Source organism: Paenibacillus silvae (genome assembly GCF_014639235.1).
GTDB lineage: Bacteria > Bacillota > Bacilli > Paenibacillales > Paenibacillaceae > Paenibacillus > Paenibacillus silvae.
In genome coordinates, this window is sequence record NZ_BMFU01000013.1 from 564 (window position 1) to 19877 (window position 19314).

At 46.6% G+C, this 19314-nt stretch carries 15 protein-coding genes and 1 rRNA gene (1 of these 16 cut by a window edge); 7 read left to right on the forward strand and 9 right to left on the reverse strand.

Annotated features, from left to right (window positions below; translation table 11 throughout):
* The 6 genes from IEW26_RS25765 to IEW26_RS25790 all read right to left on the reverse strand — a co-directional run.
* Nucleotides 1–76: ribosomal RNA gene (locus IEW26_RS25765) — 16S ribosomal RNA — on the reverse strand; its annotated part reaches 563 nt to the left of the window's first position; the annotation flags it as partial.
* A 615-nt stretch (nt 77–691) separates the two neighbouring features.
* A complete protein-coding gene (locus IEW26_RS25770; RefSeq protein WP_111269773.1) occupies nt 692–859 on the reverse strand; it encodes a DUF3934 family protein in 168 nt (55 codons plus the stop codon).
* Nucleotides 860–1018: 159 nt separating this feature from the next.
* A complete protein-coding gene (locus tag IEW26_RS25775) occupies nt 1019–2239 on the reverse strand; it encodes an MFS transporter (RefSeq protein WP_188594449.1) in 1221 nt (406 codons plus the stop codon).
* Between the two features lie 24 nt (nt 2240–2263).
* The gene (locus IEW26_RS25780; protein WP_145405567.1) at nt 2264–2869 is read right to left on the reverse strand and encodes a TetR/AcrR family transcriptional regulator; all 606 of its coding nucleotides are present in this window, start codon (nt 2867–2869) and stop codon (nt 2264–2266) included.
* Nucleotides 2870–3086: 217 nt separating this feature from the next.
* Nucleotides 3087–4238, reverse strand: a complete 1152-nt coding sequence (locus IEW26_RS25785) for a S1C family serine protease (RefSeq protein ID WP_188594450.1) — start codon at nt 4236–4238, stop codon at nt 3087–3089.
* 11 nt (nt 4239–4249) lie between these two features.
* Complete coding sequence (locus tag IEW26_RS25790; RefSeq protein ID WP_188594451.1) at nt 4250–5458, reverse strand: hypothetical protein; 1209 nt, start codon at nt 5456–5458, stop codon at nt 4250–4252.
* Nucleotides 5459–6098: 640 nt separating this feature from the next.
* Between IEW26_RS25790 and IEW26_RS25795 the strand changes: the two genes are divergently transcribed.
* On the forward strand, nt 6099–6866 hold the full coding sequence (locus IEW26_RS25795) for a class I SAM-dependent methyltransferase (protein WP_188594452.1): 768 nt from the start codon (nt 6099–6101) through the stop codon (nt 6864–6866).
* Between the two features lie 114 nt (nt 6867–6980).
* Here IEW26_RS25795 and IEW26_RS25800 read toward each other — a convergent pair whose 3' ends face one another.
* Entirely contained in the window at nt 6981–9152 is a 2172-nt protein-coding gene (locus IEW26_RS25800) for a penicillin-binding transpeptidase domain-containing protein (protein ID WP_188594453.1), read from the reverse strand.
* A gap of 178 nt (nt 9153–9330) precedes the next feature.
* Here IEW26_RS25800 and IEW26_RS25805 point away from each other — a divergent pair, with 178 nt between their 5' ends.
* The 5 genes from IEW26_RS25805 (at nt 9331) to IEW26_RS25825 (ending at nt 16236) form a co-directional block, all read left to right on the forward strand.
* Nucleotides 9331–9735 (forward strand): CBS domain-containing protein, encoded by a 405-nt coding sequence (locus IEW26_RS25805; RefSeq protein WP_111269767.1) that lies wholly within the window; start codon nt 9331–9333, stop codon nt 9733–9735.
* A gap of 312 nt (nt 9736–10047) precedes the next feature.
* Nucleotides 10048–12324, forward strand: a complete 2277-nt coding sequence (locus IEW26_RS25810; RefSeq protein ID WP_229730040.1) for a glycosyltransferase — start codon at nt 10048–10050, stop codon at nt 12322–12324.
* Between the two features lie 20 nt (nt 12325–12344).
* Entirely contained in the window at nt 12345–13514 is a 1170-nt protein-coding gene (locus IEW26_RS25815) for a hypothetical protein (RefSeq protein WP_188594454.1), read from the forward strand.
* Nucleotides 13515–13546: 32 nt separating this feature from the next.
* Nucleotides 13547–14968 carry an MBOAT family O-acyltransferase gene (locus tag IEW26_RS25820; RefSeq protein ID WP_188594455.1) on the forward strand — a complete coding sequence of 474 codons (1422 nt, stop codon included), beginning with the start codon at nt 13547–13549 and terminating at the stop codon, nt 14966–14968.
* Between the two features lie 14 nt (nt 14969–14982).
* Nucleotides 14983–16236, forward strand: a complete 1254-nt coding sequence (locus IEW26_RS25825) for an alginate O-acetyltransferase AlgX-related protein (RefSeq protein ID WP_188594456.1) — start codon at nt 14983–14985, stop codon at nt 16234–16236.
* Nucleotides 16237–16566: 330 nt separating this feature from the next.
* On the opposite strand, the gene IEW26_RS25830 is transcribed toward IEW26_RS25825, so the two are convergent.
* The gene (locus tag IEW26_RS25830) at nt 16567–17016 is read right to left on the reverse strand and encodes an SMI1/KNR4 family protein (RefSeq protein WP_188594457.1); all 450 of its coding nucleotides are present in this window, start codon (nt 17014–17016) and stop codon (nt 16567–16569) included.
* A 166-nt stretch (nt 17017–17182) separates the two neighbouring features.
* Between IEW26_RS25830 and IEW26_RS25835 the strand changes: the two genes are divergently transcribed.
* The gene (locus tag IEW26_RS25835) at nt 17183–17785 is read left to right on the forward strand and encodes a hypothetical protein (protein ID WP_188594458.1); all 603 of its coding nucleotides are present in this window, start codon (nt 17183–17185) and stop codon (nt 17783–17785) included.
* 131 nt (nt 17786–17916) lie between these two features.
* On the opposite strand, the gene IEW26_RS25840 is transcribed toward IEW26_RS25835, so the two are convergent.
* Nucleotides 17917–19284, reverse strand: a complete 1368-nt coding sequence (locus tag IEW26_RS25840; protein WP_188594459.1) for an MFS transporter — start codon at nt 19282–19284, stop codon at nt 17917–17919.
* Nucleotides 19285–19314 lie beyond the last annotated feature (30 nt).

Below are 19314 nucleotides of genomic sequence, written 5' to 3' on the forward strand. Positions count from 1 at the left end.
TGAGACTCCGCTCGACTTGCATGTATTAGGCATGCCGCCAGCGTTCGTCCTGAGCCAGGATCAAACTCTCCAATAAAGTATTGAAAAGAGCGATTAGCTCATTTTGAATCTGACGAGATTATAAATCTCATTGTTGTTCCAGTTTTCATACAGCCAGATGGCTTGCACCAAAACCTTCACGTTCATTCTGCAAGCAGAATGATTACTCACTCGTTGTTCAGTTTTCAAAGATCAAACTTTTCTCTGTTACCAAAACCAGTTCGTTTCAGCAACTTTTATATCTTATCATGTCCGAACCAACTTTGCAAGCTCTTTTTTCAAGCTTCTTTGGAAGCTCTTTTGTAAGTTGCTTGCCGCACCGTGTAAACCGTGTTTTCTTGGCCGGAATTAGAATATATCACAAATCACTCCCACTTGTAAAGCACTAAATATTAAAAAGAATTATATATAATATAGGTTTTATATTGCAGGCATACAAGACACGTCCCAATACCAGATACTTTATCAGTTGCTAACCAAAATTAAAATTAAACATCTCATTATATATTTACCTCTTTATATAGAAGTAACCTGCCTAAAGTTTATCATCTTTTACATAAACAAAAAAACAACAGTTTTCACAGATGTGCTTACCATCTCCAAAAACTGCTGCTTCTCTAACAAAATCCAACTCTGCTTCTCCATTGCCTGTTTACTTCGACTTATCAGCAGCAGATTCAGAACTTTCCTTGTTTTTAGTGCCTTTGCTTTTATAAGGCTTTGGGGCACTCTTGGCTCGATTGGCGCTGGCTTGCCAGCGGTTCCAGCCCTTTTTGCCTGTACCACGACCCGTGCCGCCCTTGCCTTTTGCTTTACTCATTTTATCACTCCAATAGTTCTGTCTATGTCTAAAAATGATCTTCCTTGGTCCTGTCCACCGTAAACCGACTCATATGACTCACTTCCAGCAACTCTTATTATACCAGAATTGAAGTATCCACGTTTTCCCCTACAGATTGATATTGATATGATCCAGCTACTAAACTTGAGCCTTTGGCTCTTGTACTGTCTCGACCCTTCTTAGCACACGTAAAGATAAGAGGAAACAAATTCCGAGCACCACGGCAGCTGAAACATATGGGTAGTTAATGTTAACATCAAATAATGCACCTGCTACGATCGGTCCGGCAATATTGCCCAGACTGGTGTAAGCCGAATTCAAGCCGGCAACGAAGCCTTGCTGCTCCTCGGCAAGTTTGGACATCTGTGTACTAATGGCAGGACGCAAAATATCCATTCCCAAAAACACGGTAAACGTTACAACAACGATAAGCCAGTACGTATGCACAAACAGAGTCAGCAGTACAAATACAGAAACAAACAGCAAGCATACCGAAATGACCTTTTTCTCACCGAATGTATTCAGCAGCCAGCCGATCAGAGATACCTGTACTACGGCTCCGGCAATTGAACCAAATGTAATAATAAATGCAATATCCTTCGTCGTGAAACCGAACTTATGATCCACAAACAGTGAGAATACCGTTTCATAGTTAGCCAAGCCAAAAGCCATAACAAATACGATGATCAAGCTGAAAAAGTAAGGCTCCCGATAAGAGTTTAACAATTGAGCGACCATACCTGGTGCTTTTTCCTTCACTCCAACGGTTTCAACTGACGACTGCTCACTCGCACTCCGTTCGGGTTCCGGCAAAATAATCAATGTGATAATCGCAGCCAGCAAACCTGCAAACCCCGCAGCATAAAAAGGAACCCTAATGCCGAACTCCGCAATGTAACCGCCAATGCCCGGCCCGATAATAAAGCCTGTCGTAATGGCCGCATTAATTAATCCCATGCCTTTACCGCGCTCTTCCTCCGTCGTAATATCCGCAGTGTACGCCATAACAGCCGGGAAAATCATCGCTGCACCAACCCCGCCCAGCATCCGGGCTGCGAAGAGCAGATAAGGTGCATTTACGGCGCCAAACATAAATTCAGATACGGCAAAGATCAGCATGCCGATGACAATAATCTTTTTACGTCCCCATTGATCTGACCATCGTCCTGCGGCCGGAGAAAACAGAAATTGAGTAAACGAGAAGGCTGCAAACAGCAGGCCCATCGTAAAGCCTGTAATGTGGAGCAAATTCATATATGCAGGCATGATTGGAACAACCAGACCTATGCCCATAAATACCAGGAAAATATTAAACATTAACAGCAGCAGCGCGCCCCTGTTGCGTGTCAGCAAAGCCATGATTCCACCCTCCAGTGTTGTTGTCTAATTATGCTGTTTATCCTTCGCAATCCCGTAAAGAAATACACTGGCAGCCTGACGATACAGTGCAAGAGCCTCGTCGGGCTCCAGCTTTCTTGACATTTGACTGAGACCAATAATGGTGCTTTCCAGAATAAGTGCAAGATGCTCCACATTGTTCGGGTTGAACTCACCGTTATTTATTCCTTCCTGAATTAGCTGTTTGTTGAATTCAATGTGACGCTCGAACATGACAGCGATCCGTTCCTGGATATCATTCTCTTTTTTCTCTCCTGTGAAAAATTCATCAGCTGCCTTCGTTAAAGGATGATTCAAATCATCCATAATTAGCTGTTCTGCCAGTCCGTAGATTTTCTCGGTGGAAGTGCGATATAGATGTTCTTTCGCGTTCCAGCTCGCTTCCCACTCCCGATCCCATTCATCAATGAGATAGAGAAAGAGCCCTTCTTTGCTTTTAAAATGATAATAGATATTCCCTTTACTGCTGCCTGTAGCGGCAACAATATCCTCAATCGAAGTTGCTTTATACCCTTTTTGTACAAAAAGGGCTTTGGAAGCATCAGCGAGTTTCTTCTTTGTCTGCTCGGACTGGAGCTGCTTTTTATTCATACTCACTCACTTCACTCCATTCACATATACATACTGAACGTTCGTTCTGTATTTTATCAAAACTGCATTTAATTCGCAATACAAAAGAAAGAACCCGCAGATAACTGCGCGCTCTCACCTATGGTTATAAATTTGCCTGTATAGGTTCTATTAAATGACTTCATCCATATAAACTGCTGATCCATATCATGCTATTTTATCTTTTGACCTTATCATGTTACTTTATCTTCTTGCCTTGACCGTGCAAAATCTTCATCTGGCCATTCTCGTATCCAACCTGATAAGTGACATTATATCGTGATGTGATGTATTCCCCATCCTTGCGTTCTTCTGCAGCAATTATACCGCTTACTTCCAGCTCATCCTCAGCGGTACGCATGGAAGATATCTTCTCCAGGGTCACATCACTTGTATACGTATAGCCTTCACGAAATTTGGCGTAACTTGTACTGCTCTGCCAGTCACTTCCGAGCAGCGCATAAGCAGATACATAATCACTCATGCTCAGATAACTGTAAAAGTCAGCAACCACGCCCTCCGCTTCCGATAAGTCCGCTGAGGATGTTTGTGAAGAGTTGTCCCGAGCCGTCTGAACGGACTTGGCATTAGAGGAACGCTCGGACCACTGCTGCACCTGTTTCAGCACACTGGTGATCGGAATGCTGAATCCGATACCACCTTCCTGTTTCACCACCGTTGAGTTGATGCCCAGCACTTCTCCTGTCTCGGCATTAATTAGCGGGCCTCCGCTGTTACCGTTAGTAATCGGAGCAGAGATCTGATACAAGTTGGTATAGATATACGGTTCAATCTCAAAACTGCGGTCAAGTCCGCTAATAATGCCAGTGGTGACGGTATTTTCAAAGCCCAGCGGGCTGCCCAATGCAAGAATCTCATCGCCCACCTCTGCTTTGGTAGAAGAGATGGGCAGCGGTTCTATTTTCACAAGATCCGGGACTCTGACGACAGCTATATCTGTTTCTTCCCCGATGCCGATGACTATCCCCTGATACTCCTGATGATCCAGAGTACGAACGGTCACTTCTTTGGAGCCTTCTACCACATGTGCATTGGTGATTACATCACCCTTATTATTGTATAAAAAGCCGGAGCCCAGACCTTCGCCGCTCTCGATCGTGACCACTTTCTTCTGACTATCCTCAATAATCTGCTTGCGTGTTTTTTTAATTGAAGCGTTAGAAGTCGTACTGGCTTCAGGCTTTTCCGTTCCTTTAGAAGAGGCAACTGCCAGTTTGGGTGCAATCGCCAGCTCGTCGGCTACCTGCTCGTGAATCCAGAATACGCCTCCAGCCCCGGCTCCAATGATTATTGCACTGGAAACTATCGTGCCCCATATCCGTTTGCTCATTTGATCCCCTCCTACTCCACATACCATGATGCATTCGTAACCGTCACATTGGTTGCTTCATATACCCCGTAATAGTAGGTTTCAAAATAACCCTCTTCTCCTACATCTAAAATCGTCGGGTATACGTATGCATCCGTTTCACCGATATAATCACCATTTGAAGCATTGATATTGACGATAAGAGCCACCGACGAAATTGGACGTGTGCCCTGATTAACGATTGATCCGCTGATATACAAATCTCCGTACTCATCCAGTTCAGCAGACAAATCTGTAACATATACAGCCCCTGTGCGATTTCGAAGCTCCTCCTCAGCCGCCTGCTGCTCGGCAAGTCGAATACGTTCTTCCTCCGCTTTCTCAAACGCCTTTTTCTCACGCAGCACTTCATCCCGATATTTGGTCAGCTTTTGATCATCTGGTGCATAGGATAAGCCGTTGTCCACGGTCTGCAGCGCTGCTGTAAAATTACGTTTCTTCACCTGCTGCTCCGCTTGTTTATAACTGATGCCCGCCAGCTTGTCGATGATCTGCTTTCGTACCGCTTCCGCTTCCTTGCCGCTCAAGCCGGATATCGTTTTGAGTTTCCCCGCCAGTGCTTCTACGGTGGTTAACTGATCAATTTCTTTTTTGACCTTCAGAACAGCCAGCGTTACTTTTCGATTGTTCAGGGCTGCCCTTGCTTTGGCAAATACAGGCTCCTGCCGCTCGTTTAACGTTTTCGCTGCCGTTTGAATGATTTTGTCCGCTTCGGACAGCTTGCCTGTTTTGAGTAAATCCGCAGCTTCATCCATCTGATTGAATAGATTGTAGGCTTTTGCCGTAATCTGCCGATCCTGAACCAGCGCTTCTACATTCGGTCTATAGCCAAGTGCTTTATCCAGCAGCTTGATGGCCTCTGCATATTTCCCATTCAGTGCGGCTTGCTCTGCCTCATGATGCAGTGTCTTCACTTGAGCATTAACAGCGCTCTCCTGATTATAATAATACGTCAGCAGCGCACCCATAAATGCTGCAAGCAGCAGCGGAATAATCCATAGAAAAGGGCTATTTTTACGCTTGCTTACCTCTCCGGCAGCAGCGACATTGCGGGGAGAAAGTCCTTCCTGTTCCTTCCAGATCTGATCCTCCGTAGAGCTGACTTGTTTGAGCACAGTTCCACACTTCTGACACTGTGCCTGACCCGAGCTGTTTTTTGTCCCGCATACGTGACAGTACAACCTGATCCCTCCATCTAAAAAATATGTATGTTTCCATTGCTTATCTGTTTATTAAGCTGTTCTTCTACCCGTTATCAGAATATGTGTATCTGAATCTCGGGGTGAATCGACATATATCATATAGCAAAAAGGTAAAATGCACCATATCTTACTTCGATAAAATGCATTATTCACTATTGGCTGGGTGATGTCAGGCATTGTGATGATCCACCTTTTCCATAAAGAGAACCATCACAGGCAAGGAGACATCACAATTGTGGTTGGTTCAACAAAAAAAGCCCTCCTGTGATCAGGAAGGCTTGGTATATTGCTATGCATTGTATCTCTTATATGCTTTCTGAGCTTAGCACGAAGAGCCACCATCGATCACCTCGGATTGCTAGAATAGAATCCACTCCAAAATATCACCTCGCGTATGCGCCGTCAATTGCGTATAATGATGCTATTCCAACATGTGAGGTGAAAGGGATGTTGTTCCCGATCGTTCGAAGTAATTAGGTATCGGGCTGGATCAAAACGCGTACCAGCTGCCAAGGGGCAGGTCTGTCCATTTGAGCCTGTTCGATGCTTGACACTCGAATGATTGCATAGGCATACACATCCATAATTATAACATCACATATTGGAGGAAGATTAAAGTATGACAAAAAAATGGGATTACGAAGCATTCTATGAACGTGTCGGTCGGCAAAACGGTTGGGATTTCAGCACAATGAAGGTTGTATCTGATACCCCTGCTTGGGATTTCTACCAAGAGGTTATTCGCTGCACGCAAACATCAGACTTGCTGCTCGATATAGGCACTGGCGGAGGAGAAGCCGTGTTGTCCATTGCAGAACATGCTCATTTGCTTGTGGGCATTGATCTGGCTCAAGGCATGATTGATACTGCCCGGCGAAACCTGAAGAAAGCGGCAAGCAGCTCCGCCAACGGTTCCAAGGTCCGCTTCGTTCAGATGGATGCAGACCATCTTCAGTTCCCGAATGAGTTCTTCAACACCGCATCCTGCAGGCATTCTGTATTCTCTGCATCGGAGGTATACCGGGTGCTCGCGGAGGACGGCATATTTCTGACCCAGCAAGTCAGCGAGCATGACAAATTAAATATCGCGCAGGCCTTCGGGCGCGGGCAGCATTCCGGCATTAAACCTGGCGCGCTGCTGGAACGCTGCAGACAGGAGCTTGCACACGCCGGTTTCCGGCAGATCGAGGCTTGTGAATATAATGTAATGGAGTATTATGCTGCACCAGAGGATCTTCTGTTTTTGCTCATGCATACGCCGATTGTGCCTCATTTTGGAGAACATACTTCCGATCTGGAGACTTTCAAACAGTTTGTGCAGGACCACTGGCACGAGAAGGGGATTCGCACCAACTCGGCCCGTTTTATGATTACAGCAAGAAAATAATGTGAAATATATTTAAAAACGCGCTTTGGCGAATCCGGTTGGATTCAGCCAAAGCGCGTTTTGTTCATTATCCATGCCGCTCGCTGTTTATGAAAAAAATATTACGGAGTCAAATTACTGATCAAGCTGCAGTTTCTCCAGGAACGGCTTTAACCGATCCACTACATAGTGGCTGCCCCCACGCCCGTTAACTTCTTCGATCACAGCAGCCAGAAGGAACGATGGCGATTCCGTGTCAAACGTAACGAAAAAGCCATTTTCCTGACCCTGCTCGCCCTTCTTCGCTTTCAGCTCTGCCGTACCGGTCTTGCCTGCGAGACCACCAGCAATCGAACTGAGGGCATGTGCTGTTCCTCCTTGACGAGAAACAACCTCTTTCAAAGCATTTTTGACGGTGTTGGCCACATCGGGTGTAATAATTGCAACAGGGTCAGAGGTTTCTTTGCCAACAATGAGCACAGGCTTTACAAGCTTGCCTTCATTCACAAACGGCGTAAAAGCAGAAGCAAGATGAATCGGCGACATTAACATCTCCCCCTGTCCGTACGACGTGTCGGCAAGCAGCACTTCGGAGGATAAGTCCTTATGTGCTTCATTGGCATACTGACTCGGCTTCAGGTACAGCTCATCCATTCCGAAGTTATCGCCAAACCCGAACTTCTGGATGCCTTCGATGAACTTGGCACTGCCCATTTCGGTCGCTTCCATCGCAAAATAAATATTGTCGGAATACACAAGCGCATCCACCATATTAACCGGGCTCAGGCTTTTCACCCGCTTGACGTAATATCCACCCCAGCTGTCATCTTTCCTCCACTGCAAACCGGAAATGTCATGGGTTTTATCCGCGGTTGTTACGTTCTCCATCAATCCAGCTGCCGCAGTAATTGCTTTGAAGGTCGAGCCAGGGGCATACCGTGTTGTTACTCGATTGATAAAAGGAAGCTTCTCATTCGCAGAATAGGCGTCCCATTCTGCCTGCGTCAGACCCGTCACCATTTTGTTTGGATCGTACGACGGTGCACTTACCAGAGCCATCAGGTTGCCATCCTTCGGATTCATCATCACCATTGCTCCGGCATCACCGCCGCCAGCCAGCGTTTGATACAGCTTTTTCTGCTGCGCCGAGCTGATCGTAAGCTGCACATCCTTGCCATCCACCGCATCCTTGCGAATTAATTCGGAAAGGGTATTCCCCGCTTCATCGGTGATCTCAATCAAAGCACCTCGCTCTCCGCGCAGCTGTTTCTCCATGGATTGCTCCAGTCCCGCTTTGCCGATCCAGTCCTCCGCGCGGTAGTAACCCTCGGTGTCTTTGTCCAGGTCCTCCTTGGTCGCTTTACGAACATAGCCAATCAGATGAGCGGCTGCTTCTCCAAGGGGATAATAACGGACCTCCTTGCTCTGCAATGCAACACCACGCAGTGAATCTGGAACATCGAACTCCTCTGTAGAACCGATCGGGACAAAAAATCCGGGCTTGACCCACGTTTGATTCAGTGCCTTCTGAATGCCTTCTACGGTTACATTGTAATAATCTGCGATGCGAGCAATCATCTGATCGGGTTGATCTCCCAGCTTCTCAGGCACAATTCCCCATTCATTCATGGTACCTTGGGTTGCGAGCGGTAATCCATCACGATCTACAATATCTCCTCGAGTCGGAAACAGAGTCTTCACTCGAACCTTGTTTCCTTTCACCATGTCACTGAGAATCAGGGATGGCTGCCAGTTAATTTGCCAGATCTTGCTCCCGTCCTCCAGCTCCTGTCTAACTAACTTTAACGTATGGGTCTCACTGATATCTCCCAGAAAAGTAGTCAGGTGAAGATTGTAATTTGCCTCGTAGAGGTCCGGATTACCTTCATTCTGCTGTGTCTTACCGTCATCCTGCTGTGTCTTACCATCATTCTCCTGACCCGTCTTCGCCTCTGAAACCGATTCCTGATCTGTATTCGCTCCGGCATCTGCTCCAGCTTCAGTCTCTGCTCCCTGCATTTGCTGCAGCTCAGCCTTGATGTCGGAAACCTGCATACCCGTATATATGGCATTGTATTTCTCGACAAACTGCTCCTTTGTCATGCCTGCCTCGGTCAGCGAAGCAGGTGACATCAACGAATACAGCTGGTCGAACTCTTTCTTTTGCAGATGCTCTATGTACTGATTTACGGTAGTCTGGGGTTTCGCTTCCTCGGGTTTGTTGTTCTGCATGTATAAATACATTCCGATGCCGCCTGCAAACAGGATGGGCAGAAGTCCATATAATAATTTTCGTTTTGATCTCATGTCAGTTCACCTCTACTCTATACTATAGATTTCCAGCACGGATTACACAATGTAACAAATCTGATGAATTTGTCATTAAAAATAGCCTTCGGCTCACATAATATGTTTAAATAAGAATAGTGAATTACATACTAAAGCTTTTTTGCTGTGAAGCAAAAGGCTGAAAAGGAGCCCGATGATGGAAATCAGCTATTTTTTACTCCCCAAAGCCGAAGTGGCCTATATCGAGTCTACCGCTTCCATGAAAGATGCTATCGAGCAGCTGGAATCGCACCACTACACCGCCATTCCCGTAATTGACGCGGATGGAAAATATGTTGCTACTCTGTCCGAAGGCGATCTGTTATGGAAAATGCGGGGCACTCCCGGTTTGACATTTGACAATATGGATCAAGTGCAGGTGCATGAGATCAGCAATCGCGTTTATAATGAATGCGTGTACATCGAAGCAGAGATGGAAGATATGCTGACCCTTGCAGCAGATCAGAACTTTGTACCCGTGGTCGATATAGATCGTGTCTTTCTCGGCATCATTCGTCGTAAAGATATCATTGAATATTACACCCGCAACATTTCGGATTAACATGAATCTAAAGGAGCAACAGATACACAGGTGTGTCTGCAAAAGATACTACGAAGAAGGCGAGCTTACGGGCTCGTCTTTTTGGTGTCTGTACAGAAAAACTTCAAAACATATTCCATATCGTGGATTTATAATAAAAATGTTGCTAATTATCGCTGAAATAAATACAATATTCATCATAATTCGACATTTATCCCCATGAACATACCAGCCTATGTTCAGAATCTGTTCAGAACCACATTGTATGATAGACATATCTTAAGACTTGATAAACGCTAACTATTTTACCACGCATAGAGAGAGGTATGCACCTTGAATCGTTTAAGCACACGCAACAAAATACTGGTCACCGCAACAGTCATTATGTCCTGTATTTACGTCATCTGGCGTACATTCTTCACCATTCCTTTCGGCCATGGCCCTCTTGCTGTGACCGCTGGTCTTGCCCTCCTGATTGTTGAACTCATCGGTATGTTTGAACTGGCTGTGCATTTCTATAATATGACCCGGCTTGAATATCCTGAGCTCCCCGTTGTGGACGAGGCTTTATATCCGGATGTCGATGTCTTTATTGCAACCTACAATGAACCGGCATCCCTGCTCTTCAAAACGATAAACGGCTGTCTCAACATGGATTATCCTGACCGCTCCAAAGTACATATTTATCTATGTGACGACTCCAATCGTCCCGAGATGCGTGAACTTGCCGCTCATATGGGTATCCACTACCTGACCCGAACCGAGCATATCCACGCCAAGGCTGGAAACCTGAACAACGCCATGAAGCATACTTCCTCACCTCTAATCGCCACGTTTGATGCCGATATGATTCCGAAGCATGATTTTCTGACGTCCTGTGTGCCGTATTTTCTGACAGGAGAGAAAATTGGCTTCGTTCAGACTCCGCAGAGCTTCTATAATCCCGATCAGTTTCAGTACAACCTGTATTCAGAAGCACGAATCCCGAACGAACAGGACTACTTCTACCGTGATGTGCAGGTTGGACGTAACAAGTCCAACTCCGTCATTTATGGTGGAACCAATACGGTGCTGTCCAGACAAGCCCTTGAGGATGTTGGCGGTTTCTATACCGGGTCGATTACAGAAGATTTTGCAACCGGCATTGAAATGCAGAGCAAAGGGTATCGCTGTTATGCCACCAATAAGGTGCTGGCTTCAGGACTTGCTCCCGGTGATCTGAAAAGCCTGATCAAGCAGCGTCAGCGCTGGGCACGCGGATGTATCCAGACGGGCAGAAAATTGAACATTCTCTTCAAGAGAGGTCTTACTTTTGCCCAGAGACTGAATTATATCTCATCCATCACCTACTGGTATGCCGGCTTAAAAAGGCTGCTGTACATTATGTCGCCTATTCTGTTTGCTGTGTTTGGTGTGCTGGTGGTGAAATGCACCATTCTGGAAATTCTGGTGTTCTGGCTGCCGATGTATCTGCTGACCAATACATGTCTGCGTATGCTGTCAGGCAATATTCGAACGACCAAATGGACCAATGTATATGAAACGATATTGTTTCCGTCGCTGCTGCCTGCGGTTATTCTGGAAACACTCGGCATCACCATGAACAAATTTGCAGTCACTCGCAAAGATGGAGCACATAATGATCGCAGCTACCAGATCAAACAGATCATTCCCCATCTCATTCTGGCGGTGCTGTCCGTAATTGGTATCGTGAATTGTATCCATTGGACCTTTAGTCAAGGCACGATTGGTTTTCTTGTCGTTCTATACTGGTTGCTGATTAACTTCTACAACATTATGATGTCCATCTTTTTCCTCAGCGGACGCAAGGTGTTCCGTAACCATGAGCGTGTGCTCGCTGCTGTGGAGTGTACGCTGACCACAGAGGGGGAAACCCTCTCGTCTGTTACTTATGATATCTCGGAAGGCGGCATTTCCATTCTGCTGGATACACCAAGATACATTCCGAGTGATGCTGAATTTGGCGTGCAGCTGGTATCGAGTCCTTATTCGAGCGAGTTCAAAGCCAAGGTCACACACGTCACTACATTTGGAACCAAGTGGAAGTATGCATTTAAAGTGCATGAGATTAACGAAGCAGAGCAGCGCCAGCTGCTGCACATTGTGTATGATCGCGAGCCAACGCTTCCTCAGAAGCTGGACAAGGATATCAGTACATTTGAAGACATTCGTCTGAACTTTGTACGCCGTGGACAGATCGGCATGATGTCGAACCGCAAGCTGGCCCGTATTTCGCTGAACCACGAGCTTGAAACATTCGAGTATGGCACAGTGACCCTGCTGGATTTTAACTACGATTTTATACTCTTGCAGATGTCTCACCCGGAAATGGCCTACGAAGTTCGTCTGCCTCTTGCGGAAAATCTGATTCTCGACTGTGAATGGGTAAAATCAATGCGAAGCAAACACGGCATTTTGTATCGGGTTCGAAACATTCGCGACATCGCCCGCAGTGGTCAAATGCCAGAGCTGGAGGCCCTTTTGAAGCAGTGGAATGTAGCGTATATCGAGTCTCGCAAACCAAAGGGCACATCCTCTTACAAAAACTTCGTCTCCGATGATGAACTGAACGAGATGGCTTATTTATAAATAATGGAGGCAAAAAAAGCATGCGTACGAAATGGCAGCAGTGGCTGCTTATCGCAATTGTCGCGGGTTTATGGAGTGCATGCTCCAATTCCACCGCTAATGCAGCTGCTTCGGCTCAGCCTGAACAGCTTCACTGGAGCGAACGCTCTATACATAAGTGGAACAACGGCGCTAAGGTGCAGTCCCATGTGGACCGTAATGGCAGCTTGCAGATCAGCACCGACACACAGGGGCTAGACAAAGGATTTTATTCTGCCTATCTATATGAACTGCAGAACAGGGACTGGTCGGGCAGCGGTGAACTAAGGTTCTCTGTACGCAATGACTCGGATCAGGTGCTGCCACTAAACGTTGTGATCACCCGAGCTGACCGGGCCGCACTCACTGTATCGAACGAACGTCAGGTCATCCTGATTCCAAAAGCAACCAAAGAACCCAAATTGGTTCGCCCGGTGGATGGGTTGATTGAACTTGCGCCAGAGTTTGAAGGCGAGGTTCGTGTTCCCTTTTCCAGTCTCATGATTCAATATAAACCCGCTACCGCTGGACAAGTCACTCCGGGGAAAATTCTGAGCTGGGGCATCACCATGACGACATCGGAAAATGCACAGCTGCGCTATCGCGTAGGAAACGTCAAGCTGGTGCCAGCTAAAGAAGCAGCTGTGGAGAACAGCTTGTCCACTGTGCACATCCGCGGAGATGAACGCGTAGTCCTACCGGTTGCGGGTCAATCCGTGGCTCAATATACGGTAAGTGGTTCGCCAGAGAGCTCGGACGTCCAATTCCAGCTTGCACATCCTGTACAGGGCGTGTCCATCACATCAGATGGACTGCTGACCCTTGAGACAGAAGCCGCCGGAATCAAATCGGTTGTAATTCAGGCTGTGATTGATCAGCGGTGGACCAGCAGCTTCATCGTTGCGCTTGATCCTTCCACGGCCATGCAGGTCAAGGAAGCCGACGGAACCCCCCGTTTCATCCCTGCACCTGACCAGGTGTCCAAAGTGCTGGAGCCTTCTGCCATATTGTTAAAGCCCTGGATGGAATGGATGATTCGCATCGGCCTGCTCTTCATCGGGCTTCTGGTTGTGATCCCTTACTGGCTGTGGAGAAGAGAGCAGCGCGCCTTCCAATCTGGTAAAGCCCATTCCATGAATCATCGCCGGTCCAAACGATTGTTCCGCATGTAAGTTGTTTATTTCATCTCCAAGGAGGAAAGGCAGTGCTCTTTTCCAGTGTCGTTTTTTTATTTTATTTTTTGCCGCTTGTATTAGGGCTCTATTATGTACTGCGATTTTCGGTAACGTTGAAAAACATGCTGCTGCTTGCAGCCAGTCTATTCTTCTATGCGTGGGGTGAGCCTCGCTTCGTACTGGTCATGCTGGTATCGATTGCACTGAATTATGTGTTCGCCCTGCTTGTAGACAAGTATCGCGATCGGCGTAATGCCGCATACACCATTATTACTGTGATGCTTGCTGCCAATCTGGGCATGCTGTTTGTTTATAAGTATTTGGCGTTTGCCCTGCGCATTGTGAATGAAAGCACAGGTTTTGGTCTGAGCATTCCACATATTGCGCTGCCGCTCGGTATTTCTTTTTTCACCTTCCATGCGATCTCTTATGTTATTGATGTGTACCGCGGACATGGCAGTGTGCAGAAAAACCCGTTTTATGTCGCTCTGTATATTTCCTTTTTCCCTCAGCTGGTTGCGGGGCCTATTCTGCGTTACAACATGATTGCGGATCAGATGATGCATCGCAAGGAGAGCTGGGACAAGTTCGCGGTAGGCTGCTGCCGCTTCATTGTCGGTTTGAGCAAAAAGGTGCTGTTATCCAACAGCATGGCCATTGTTGCCGATCACGCCTTCAGCGTGGGAGGAACGTCCGATATGGCATCAAGTCTGGCGTGGTTGGGCGCTATTGCCTATACGCTGCAAATTTATTTCGACTTCTCCGGTTATTCCGATATGGCGATTGGACTTGCGTTAATGTTTGGCTTCAAGTTTGAAGAAAACTTCAAGTATCCGTACATTTCCCGATCTATCACTGAATTCTGGCGCCGCTGGCATATCTCGCTTGGAACCTGGTTCAAGGAATATGTCTACTTCCCGCTCGGAGGCTCACGAGTCAGCAACAAGGATAAAATGATCCGCAACCTGCTTGTCGTCTGGGGACTTACAGGTGTCTGGCATGGCGCGGAATGGACATTTGTTATCTGGGGTTTAATCAACTTTGCCTTCATTGCTTTAGAGAAAATTTTCAATCTGGACAAAGGCATTCGTTTTGCTCCGCTCAGACATGTCTATGCCATGTTTGTAGTTGTCATTGGCTGGGTCATTTTCCGTTCACCCGATCTGCTGCAGGCAGGCAACTATCTTGGCAACATGTTCGGCTTGTACGGCAACGGGTTCTGGAGTGATACAACCGGGATGTTCATGAAGGAATATGCACTCTTCTTCATACTCGGCATTCTCTTCTCCACACCGATTGCCTTGCGTATGAACAAATGGATGGTGGATGGCGTTCGCTTCGGCAAACCGCTGGAGCTGATCTACCCGGTAAGCATCATCGCTTTGTTCCTCGTATGTGTATCCTATCTGGTCAAAGGAACGTATAATCCGTTTATTTATTTCAATTTCTGAGAGAAGGATGTTATATGCATAACTTTTTTGCCAAAAAGAGACTCACCGCCTTCCTCTTCATTATGGTGCTGGCTGCGTTCTCCATCCTCAATATGATTCAGTCTTTCGAGCCGTTAAAAAAGACGCTGGCATCGGCAGACTATCGTTTCTCCAATGCCAAGGGCATCATTAACAAGCTGGATGCAGACATCAATGAGCATGTTTTTGAAAAGTTCGGGTTCGTGGAGGCCTACGGTTACTTGCAGGCACTGATGTGGAAAAACGAGGAGAATAACTTCGAGGTGGTCAAAGATACCGAAGGCAAGCTGCATTATACCTACTTCGCTACCGGGCCGACCGATACGAAGCAGCTTTCTGACCGGGTTGCCGAGCTCGGGGCACAATTGGATGCCAAAACCAAGTTGACCTATGTTATGACACCCGACAAATATGTACGTGGACATACAACGTTCCCGGAAGGCATTCCTTATAATTATAATAACGAAACCGCCGATGGCTTTCTGAATCATCTGAAGCAGGCCGGAATCGACACACTCGACTTGCGCGAGGGACTGCTGGAGAGCGGCATACCTGCGAAGGACCTTTTTTTCACAACCGATCATCACTGGAAAATCAGAACGGCCTTCTGGGCGTTCGGTCAGCTGGTTCATCATCTGGATGGCGTGTATAACAAGCCACTGGACCCGGAGCATTATTTTACGGATATCAACAACTACAACATCATTCCATACAAGGATTTCTTTATTGGCTCACAAGGGCGCAAGACGGGGAAATTGTATGCAGGCGACGATGATTTTGATCTCATCTATCCAAAATTCAAAACGAACTACTCGTTCTACTTCCAGACAGGCGACACCAAGGCAACATTAAACGGACGCTTCGAGGATGCCCTGCTGACAACGTATCCACTGAATGTGAAGGGTACTGCCTATGATCTCACTGCTGATAAATATTTTACGTATCTATATGGCAATCAAGGGATCGTACATGTGACCAATAAAGACAATCCGAACGGACTCAAGGTGATGTTTATTAAAGACTCGCTGGCTGTGCCGATGATATCTTTCCTCTCGACCGTAGTATCTGATGTGTATCTGGTTGATCCACGATATTATACCGGGGACATTATTGATTTTGCGAAAAAGACCGACCTTGATCACGTCTTTGTGTCCATCTCGCCTCAGGATCTCGTGGATGAGTTTTTCCCTTACGGGAAAAACGAGAAGACAGATGATCATTACGCAGCTCCAAATAAAGGAGCTATATAAGTTGAACTTAAAGTTGGATTATACGGACACTTCGATGACAGAATAACCTTCCAATCGCTGTTATCCCCAGATTTTCTCGGAATCCCTTTTTCAAAGGGAAAAATCCGGTGATAAGCGTATGCTTCCGATGTAGCTTTCTTTCAGAAAGCTTTCAGGCGACCGCTCCGCTTTTTCAGGTTTTTTCTGTCCTCTTCGTTTTTGTATAATCAATAGTTCAACTTATATCGCTAACACCTGAAAAAAGGTACTTCTACGACATTTGCAGCCAGTAGAGTACCCTTTTGCTATCAGGGATATGTCTAGCACTTTCCCCACTTACATATTGGTTTTTTACAGTGTGGTCACTTCGGCCAATTCGAAATACCACTCCAGGAATGCATTAAAATCTGCCCATTGCGGCTTGCTCTCACCACTCAAAAAGCGTTCAATCGACTCGCCTAGCTCAACCAGCACAACTTCGTCTGTCTGGCGGTTATAGAAAAATCCACCCTCGCCCTCAAAGCTGTCCAGCGGAATATATGCTTCTGGCAGTCCGAGTGTAAGCTGAGCCACATTCATATCGTCCAGATATACGGTATTTTCGATTATCCAACAGATTTGATACAGCTCCTGATGCCGACTGTAAAATGTCGGTCCATCCTCTGCATGCAAGTAAAACTGTGCGAAATCCGAGTTTAGATCCACATTCAGCTTACGCAGCGCTGCCTCGTATTCGACAGGCACATCTTCATGCCACCAGCCGTTTACGCGGCAGTGTTCAATGACTTTGGTGGATAACATTACAAGCCCTCCTGTTCATGAAGCCGTCCCTCACGGTTAAGTATGGTTATAATCAAATACCTTCTCACTATATCGTCTGCGCTGTCCCGGTTCAAGTCAGGTCAATATGCAACTTTATCTTTACATCTCCGTCTAACTAGAGGACCACACCTCAAAGGAGATGACTATGCGAATAAGCTGCAGCCCCGGTTTTCCCGGAAGTATGATCGGTTCCATTGAATTGAGACCCGCTGAACCTGGCCCTACCCTTTCTACGAAAAGTCAGATCACAGCACACGTTAATCCCGAACTCGTTGCGATTCCCTATACCATCGATCCTGATTTTGGATCACACTTCGATACAATGAAGATCATGAAAGGTACATATCAGCAAGAGTTTCACCAAAGCTATGATGTCGAGTTTACGATTGATGTCGATCAACAAGGTTATATTACGCAGTTTGAGCACACCTTCACGCTGGAGCGTTATTTGGATTTGATCCGAACACAGTCATACCAGGTCATTCAGACGAACTGGCGCGGACAGTCCTTTCATGTCATGACCTACAGTTATATGAAAGAGGTGCTTAACCCAAACAATGTGATTTTCCGATGCGCGGATGTGGAAGATGTGTTTGTTGTCGCTGAGCTCATTCCTTTTCGCGTGGGGGGAGTTGTGGAGCAGCTTAACCATCGGTTCCTTCACTTTCGCGCTCTGATCTCCGCCCGGGATGACCTCTATCCCATTGATTATATGTGTCAACCGGATTTCGATCTAAATCTGGAATAAACACTAAGTCATAAAGTCGTAACCCCTGTAGCCATTAAAAAAGCACCTCACCGAATCAGCACAAGATAACCATACTGATGCTGGATATCCATGCATATCGGGGGTGCTTCGTTTAATAGAATCACAATTGCTCACATACCTGTTCCGGTTCCAGTACCCGAACGAGCAGATTCCGCGCGCGGAGTGAAGCTGAAATATCCTTCATTGAGATGCTCTGTTTTGGGAAGACTGCGTGACACGCGGTCTACCATCCAGAACACACCCACCAGAACGACAATACAACCACTCAAAGTAATCACACCAGCAGTGGGCATCCACACCCCCAGCGTACCACCAATCAGGCTGCCTACAGGCATCGCGATCCCGCTCAATGCCATCGTGGCAGCGAAAACCAAGCCAAGATATTTCTGAGGAATACCTTTCTGAACAACCGTGTTAATGATGACATTTACCGCGCCACCAGGAAGCCAGGCTAGGCCATAGACCAGAATGCTAAGCCATCCCCAAGGAGCAAATACACAGGCGATCCATGCAATTCCTGATGTGATATACGCAACGGAATATAACAAACCCAGACGAACCTGTTCCAGTCTGAGATAAGGTGCACATGTGGCTCCAATAACACTTCCGAACGCCTGTGCCATTAACATCAGCCCGTACATGCCTGCCCCGCCAAGTTGATCACTATATATCGGAAGAACACTGAAGGTTGCTCCGCCAGCAGCATTAATAACCATAATGCCAAAGAGCAGCTTGGCTAAAGAAGTGCGGGTAAGAAGCTGTATCCCACTAACCAGATCGTCCATGTAATTCCTGAAAAACAACCGGATTCCGGCGTGTTTCCTGTTACCCGTTGACTCTTCATCCGCCGATGCAGAAGCAGTATCCGGCTGTTTTGCCGCTTCCTGTTTTGCAGATGACGATGAAGGGAAAGGAGCGATTCGCAGCTGGGAAAACAGCATAGCGCCAATAAAGAAACCAATCGCATTCCAGAAGTACATCGAAACTGCACCCAATGCCACAATGAGCACCCCTGATATTGCATTACAGGCCACATCAATTCCTTGATACGCTATGGAAAACAAGGAGTTGCCCTGGGTTAGCTGATGTTTGTGGACTACCCTCGGCAGCGCTGACATCTGAACAGGATACACCCAGGTGTTGCAAATATTAAGAATCGGGGTGATCACCAGAACCAGACCTACACTCAAAAAATCATAATATGCCGCAACAGGTACAATTAATAACAAGAAAGCCTGGATGAGCTGACTATATACGAGAATGCCTCGAACCGGTAAACGATCGATAATCGGGCCGGAGAAAATCTGAATAATTTTAGGCAAAATCGACAGGAAACCTGCCAGTCCCGTATAAAATGATGAGCCGCCCAGATTATATACCAGCCACATCGCTGATACAGCATACAAGCTGTCCCCTATGTTAGTCAGAATACGTCCAAAAAACATCAGGCTAAAATTTTTGTTTCTGAAAATGTCCACGTCTCCACCTCCATCAGCCTCGCCAGTTCC

Excerpts from the sequence above, each read along its gene's own strand:
- IEW26_RS25770 (WP_111269773.1), bottom strand. The coding sequence starts at position 859 with ATGAGTAAAGCAAAAGGCAAGGGCGGCACGGGTCGTGGTACAGGCAAA.
- IEW26_RS25775 (WP_188594449.1), bottom strand. The coding sequence starts at position 2,239 with ATGGCTTTGCTGACACGCAACAGGGGCGCGCTGCTGCTGTTAATGTTT.
- IEW26_RS25780 (WP_145405567.1), bottom strand. The coding sequence starts at position 2,869 with ATGAATAAAAAGCAGCTCCAGTCCGAGCAGACAAAGAAGAAACTCGCT.
- IEW26_RS25785 (WP_188594450.1), bottom strand. The coding sequence starts at position 4,238 with ATGAGCAAACGGATATGGGGCACGATAGTTTCCAGTGCAATAATCATT.
- IEW26_RS25795 (WP_188594452.1), top strand. The coding sequence starts at position 6,099 with ATGACAAAAAAATGGGATTACGAAGCATTCTATGAACGTGTCGGTCGG.
- IEW26_RS25800 (WP_188594453.1), bottom strand. The coding sequence starts at position 9,152 with ATGAGATCAAAACGAAAATTATTATATGGACTTCTGCCCATCCTGTTT.
- IEW26_RS25805 (WP_111269767.1), top strand. The coding sequence starts at position 9,331 with ATGGAAATCAGCTATTTTTTACTCCCCAAAGCCGAAGTGGCCTATATC.
- IEW26_RS25815 (WP_188594454.1), top strand. The coding sequence starts at position 12,345 with ATGCGTACGAAATGGCAGCAGTGGCTGCTTATCGCAATTGTCGCGGGT.
- IEW26_RS25825 (WP_188594456.1), top strand. The coding sequence starts at position 14,983 with ATGCATAACTTTTTTGCCAAAAAGAGACTCACCGCCTTCCTCTTCATT.
- IEW26_RS25830 (WP_188594457.1), bottom strand. The coding sequence starts at position 17,016 with ATGTTATCCACCAAAGTCATTGAACACTGCCGCGTAAACGGCTGGTGG.
- IEW26_RS25835 (WP_188594458.1), top strand. The coding sequence starts at position 17,183 with ATGCGAATAAGCTGCAGCCCCGGTTTTCCCGGAAGTATGATCGGTTCC.